Below are 4,484 nucleotides of genomic sequence, written 5' to 3'. Positions count from 1 at the left end.
GTCGCCCGCCAACCGGTCACCGTCGCCCGAAACTGCGCGTCGAGCGGCAGGTCGCCCCCGTCTCTCGGCAGGTCGAGCTGGATGCCGCGCGGGGCGGCGGAGAGGATCATGGTAGCGCCGGCCAGGGCCACGACCGGCAGCAGGAGTATGACGAGCAGGGCGGCGCCGATGCCGAGCACGCGGCCGTTCGACCGCGCCGCGCTACGCCCATCCGACACGCCGACAGCAGGAGCTCGAAGCATGATGGTCCACCGGACGGACGCCGTCGGTGGCCCCGGATCGGGCATGCGGGGGCGCCGTCGCGAACAGTCTACCAGTGCCCCACGCCCCTGACTAGTGGGTGAGGCCGCAGATAAGTGCTGGTGAGCGTGGGTGGCTGGTGCGCCGCCGAGGCGTCGCTGCCGGGCGCGCTGGCGTCGCTCATGCCGCTTGCCATGCCAGGCGAACGGGGTCGGGTTGGCGTTCCAGCCGGCGACGGTGTCGTCGAGCCAAGTGATGAGCTCGGCGTGCGACTGGGGATGCCGGCCGTCGAGGGCGCGGCGGACGATGATCCGCTGGATCGACTCGGCCATGTTGAGCCAGGAGCCGCTCAGCGGGGTGTACAGCGGCATGACGCCGTGCCGGAGCAGCCAGCGGACGATCGGCCAGCTCAGGTGGCCGGCCAGGGTGTCCCAGACCAGCAGCAGCCGGAGCGGCGGCAGCGGCTCGCGTGGCTCGTGGCCGAGCCAGGTCGCCCGGCGGGCCAGCGGCGGTCGCTCGGCCTCGGGGACGGTGACGGGTGGGAGCGTCGCCAGCACCGCGGTGAGCTCGGCCTGCAGCCAGGGGTGGAGCACCGCGTTGGGCGCGTTCGTGACGCCCTTGGCGCGGAGTTCGCCGGTCGCCGGGCGGAACAGGGCCAGCAGCTTGGCCGTCCCGCCCCGCACGTACTCGTGCGGCTGCCGGCGCGGCTCGCCGACCGGCGCCCACGCCGCCCCGGGCTGGGGGATCGCCTGGTACGGGCCGGCCTCGTCCTGGCACCAGACCGGCACCCCGGCCGCCTCTCCGAGCCGGTAGGCCCGCTCGATCAGCCCCTTTTTTCTTCCGTCTGCGGATCGACCACGCGCACCACGCCCGCTTTGCGCTTGCGCCGCGCCGTCCCGGTCGGCCACCACGTCCGCGTCCGCTGGTAGGCGCTGCCCGCGTCGTGCAGCACCCGCCGGATCGTCGTCGCCCCGACTCGCGGCAGCCCCTCGCGCCGCGCCGTCCGCTCCAGCGTGCTCAGCGACCAGGTCGCCGTCCCGTCGACCTTCCGATCCGGTGGCCGCTGCGCCGTCGCCACGATCCGGGCCCGCCCCGCCGCGTCGTACGTCGGCCGTCGTCCCCGCCCGGGCGCGATCCGGAGCGCGGCCACGCCGGCCCGGTTGAACCGCCGCACCAGGTTCGCCACCCCCGTGCCGCTCCGGAAGCCGGCCGCGCGCGCCGCCCCGAGGAATGGCCGTCCCTCGGCCACCGCCAGCAGCGCCGCCGCCCGGCGCACCCGGTCCACCCGCTCGCTGCTCGCCCGCGCAATCCGCTCCAGCTCGCTCCGCTCCGCCGACGTCAGCGGCCGCAGGCACTCCTTCTGCATGGTCGCCATCGCTTCCTACCCCCACCATGCAGGATCGCTCCATCACCGTCAGCCCCACACAATTGCGGCGTGACCCACTAGTGGGTCAGTAGGCATGAGTGACGCCATTGGGTGATGGGGCGGTGGCGTGTCGGCGGCGGCAGATCGGGCGGCGGGAGTAGCCGGCGGAGCCGCCGAGGGCATGGCGGCGATCGCGGGCCCGCCGACGTCGGGCCGCGCGCTTGCCGGCCCATTCGAACGGTGTGGGGTCGGCGTTCCAGCCGCGCACCGTCTCGGCCAGCCAGCCCATGAGCTGCTGGATGGTCTCGGGATGGTGCCCGTCGAGCGCTCGACGTACCAGGATCCGTTGGACCGACTCGGCGAGGTTGAGCCAGGAGCCAGCCAGCGGCGTGTACAGGGGCAGGATGCCGTGGTCGAGCAGCCAGCGGCCCAGCTCGATCGAGAGGTGGCCGGCCAGGGTGTCCCAGATCAGCGGGACGCGGAGCGGCGGGCGGCGATCGTCGAGGCCCCACGTCGCCGCGAAGGCGTCCCAGTCGGCCCAGCGCCGGCCCGCCGGGGGCGTGGCCGGGGGCGGTGAGCAGGCCGCGAGGATCGCCGTGAGCTCGCGCTTGAGCCAAGGATGGAGCACGGCGTTGGTGGCGTGCTCGACCGGCTCGGCACGGACCTCGCCCGTGGCGGGCCGGAACAGCGTCAGCAGTTTCGCCGTGCCGCCGCGGACGTACTCGTGCGGGCGACGGCGCGGCGAGCCCTCCGGCTGCCAGGAGGGGCCGGGCTGCGGGATGGCCTGGTAGGGGCCGGCCTCGTCCTGGCACCAGAGCTGGAGCCCGAGCGCCTCGGCGGTGCGGTAGGCGCGCTCGATCAGCTCTTTTTGGGGGCCGCCTGCGGGTCGGTGACGGTCACGACCGTCCCGTCCCGCCGCCGCCGCCGGGCCTGGCCGGTGTGGCACCAGGTGCGATCCCGCTGCCAGCGGTACCCGGCCTCCCAGAGCACGCCCAGGATCGTCGCCGTGCTCACCGTCGGCAGCCCGTCCGGCGCACGCCGCAACGCCCGACGGAGCGTCGTCAGCGACCAGGTCGCCGTCCCGTCCCGCTCGCGATCCGGCGCACGCCGGAACTCGCGCAGGATCCGCTCCCGCCCATCCGCGCCGTAGCGGGGTCTCGGCCCGCCCCCGTGGCGCGGGTCCACCGCCGCCAGCCGCCCCACCGCGTCGCCGGAGCGACGGCCGGCCGCCCGCGCCGCCTCCGTGAAGCGGTTCCCGTCGGCCACGGCCAGCAGCGCCCGAGCGCGGGCCACCCGATCCGCACGCTCGCTCCCCATCCGCCCGACCCGCTCCAGTTCGGCCCGTTCCGCCACCGTCACCGCGCGCAACGGCTCCTTCTGCCGCCTCGCCATCCCACACCACCGACCTCGTCGTCCGCTGCCGGGATGGCCGCAGATCCGGTGCCGGGTTCAACAGCTACGACCATGCCAACTGACCCACTAGTAGTCCGTCAGGCGTGAAGTGTCGGATAGAGGCGCTTGAGCTTGATGCGAGCGTCAGCCGTGGTGAAGCGCCAGTCGATCTGCTGGGCGGCGGCGTTCCGCTGGTCGACCCACGCCGCTGCCTCCCGCTCGACCGTCGCCCGGTCGCCCAGCCGGCGGTCCAGGCACTGGCGCTGGCGGACGCTCAGCTCGATCTCCGCCATGTTGAGCCAGCTGCCATGCCGGGGCGTGTGGTGGATCTCCAGCTTGTCGGCTAGCCGCTTGGCCTCGGCCGGCGGGAAGGCCTCGTAGAGCGAGGCCGGCGAGTGGATATTGAGGTTGTCCATCACCAGCACGATGCGCTCGGCCGTGGGGTAGTGGACGTCGACCAGGTCCCGGACGCAGTGGGCCCAGTCGATCCGGGTGCGGCGGTCGCTGACCCGCACCTGCCGCCACCCGCGGAGTGGTTCGGTGACCAGGAACATGTTGACGACGCCGTCCCGGACATGCTCCGCATCCTGACGCGCGGGCCTGCCGGGCGCGGGCGGCAGCGGTGGGCGGGCATCAGCCAGCACTTGCCGGCTGGTCTCGTCGAGGCAGACGAGTGGGCGGGCCGGGTCGTACGGGCGGGTGTAGACGTCGAGCACATCCTCCATCTGCCAGACGAACTCGGCGTTGGCCTCCGGCGGGATGCACCATTGCTCCCGCAACCAGGGCTTCAGGTCGTTTGCTTTAAGGTCTGCGGCACCGTCTCGTGCGAGACGGTGTCCACGAGCTCCAGCCGCACCAAGGCGTCCGCCAGCAGCCGCAGGCTCCAGCGCTCGCGGCCGGTCGGCGGCGTGCTGCAGGCCAGCGCGATCAGGTGCGCTTCCTGCTGCCCATCCAGCTTCCTGACGTACACCCGCTCGGGCATCCGCCGCGTGAGGGCAGCCTCCAGTCCCTGGGTCACGTACTGCTGCCGGACGCGCGCCACCGTGCGGGCGCAGAGCTCCAGCGCCCCGGCGATGGCGGCGTCGTCCCAGCCCGGACCACCGTCGCCTTGATCGGCTTTGAGCAAGATACGGGCGTGGGCCACCTCCCGGGCGGGCGCCACGCCGTGGCCAATGAGGGTCCGCAACTCGGCGCGCTCCACCTCGCTCAGGTAGACCGCGTACTTCGACTTCATCCGGCGCCCCCGTGTCCATCCCGTCATGCCAGCGATACGGCGGCTACATCGGCAGAACCATGCCGATAAATCAGCCCTAACGGACCACTAGAAGTGCGGCCGGAAAGGGGCTACCGGAGGGGCGTGCCGAGCGAGTAGGATGACGCCGACGGTCTGGCAGGTCGGGGGTGTCGGATGCTCGGGAAGCGCGGGCCGCAGCGGGGGCTGTACGAGGCGGACACGGCGTACGGGGAGTTCGTCGGCCGGGGCAGC

The 4,484-nt window shown here is 73.4% G+C and carries 5 protein-coding genes; all 5 read right to left on the bottom strand.

Annotation, left to right across the window (positions count from 1 at the left end):
* Nucleotides 1-1,028: transposase (locus VE614_RS02030; RefSeq protein WP_324930920.1), on the bottom strand; the 1,028-nt coding region annotated here is incomplete at its 3' end.
* A gap of 35 nt (nucleotides 1,029-1,063) precedes the next feature.
* Nucleotides 1,064-1,615 (bottom strand): helix-turn-helix domain-containing protein, encoded by a 552-nt coding sequence (locus tag VE614_RS02025; protein ID WP_324930917.1) that lies wholly within the window; start codon nucleotides 1,613-1,615, stop codon nucleotides 1,064-1,066.
* Between the two features lie 76 nt (nucleotides 1,616-1,691).
* A complete protein-coding gene (locus tag VE614_RS02020) occupies nucleotides 1,692-2,552 on the bottom strand; it encodes a transposase (RefSeq protein ID WP_324930914.1) in 861 nt (286 codons plus the stop codon).
* Nucleotides 2,465-2,998 (bottom strand): hypothetical protein, encoded by a 534-nt coding sequence (locus VE614_RS02015; RefSeq protein WP_324930910.1) that lies wholly within the window; start codon nucleotides 2,996-2,998, stop codon nucleotides 2,465-2,467. The genes VE614_RS02020 and VE614_RS02015 overlap by 88 nt, the downstream gene beginning before the upstream one ends.
* Nucleotides 2,999-3,096: 98 nt before the next feature.
* Nucleotides 3,097-4,232 (bottom strand): IS630 family transposase gene (locus VE614_RS02010; protein ID WP_324930907.1). Its coding sequence is split into 2 segments (ribosomal slippage): nucleotides 3,097-3,797 and nucleotides 3,797-4,232, totalling 1,137 coding nucleotides; the frame shifts between segments, so codons are not numbered across the junction.
* Nucleotides 4,233-4,484: the final 252 nt, after the last annotated feature.

The sequence above is a fragment of the Streptomyces sp. genome, from assembly GCF_035645055.1.
Classification (GTDB): Bacteria; Actinomycetota; Actinomycetes; order Streptomycetales; family Streptomycetaceae; genus Streptomyces.
The sequence above is the reverse complement of the archived record's forward strand: the minus strand, read 5'-3'. Positions and strand labels throughout refer to the sequence as shown.

Bases quoted from the DNA above. Each gene is read 5' to 3' on its own strand.
- VE614_RS02025 (WP_324930917.1), bottom strand. From the start codon at position 1,615: ATGGCGACCATGCAGAAGGAGTGCCTGCGGCCGCTGACGTCGGCGGAG.
- VE614_RS02015 (WP_324930910.1), bottom strand. From the start codon at position 2,998: ATGGCGAGGCGGCAGAAGGAGCCGTTGCGCGCGGTGACGGTGGCGGAA.